Origin of the sequence: Weissella minor (assembly GCF_001437425.1) — a bacterium.
In the GTDB taxonomy this organism is placed as follows: domain Bacteria; phylum Bacillota; class Bacilli; order Lactobacillales; family Lactobacillaceae; genus Weissella; species Weissella minor.
In genome coordinates this window covers 1-206 of the sequence record NZ_JQCD01000028.1, presented here as the reverse complement: position 1 = coordinate 206, position 206 = coordinate 1, and the positions used below count along the sequence as shown (strand labels likewise).

The following is a 206-nucleotide window of genomic DNA, read 5'->3' as shown; positions in this document are numbered from 1 at the left end:
TACTATTCGAGGATATTCGGATCGTGATTATTATTGGATGCACGGGAAAATGCCAAGTCCGTATATTTATATCAAGGAAAAAGGTTTTATTTCCCAAGATTCAAAGGGTTATATTAGGCTTCAGGGACAATTGACAGCCCCTGAAATAGCAAATGCAGCTCGCAAGATGTGGTATCACACAGACACAAAAAAGGAAAGTAATTCAG

The 206-nt window shown here is 38.3% G+C and carries 1 protein-coding gene; it reads left to right on the top strand.

Features of this window, described 5'->3' with window-relative positions; genetic code table 11:
• Positions 1–206: hypothetical protein (locus IV67_RS09525; RefSeq protein WP_236698265.1), on the top strand; the 206-nt coding region annotated here is incomplete at both ends.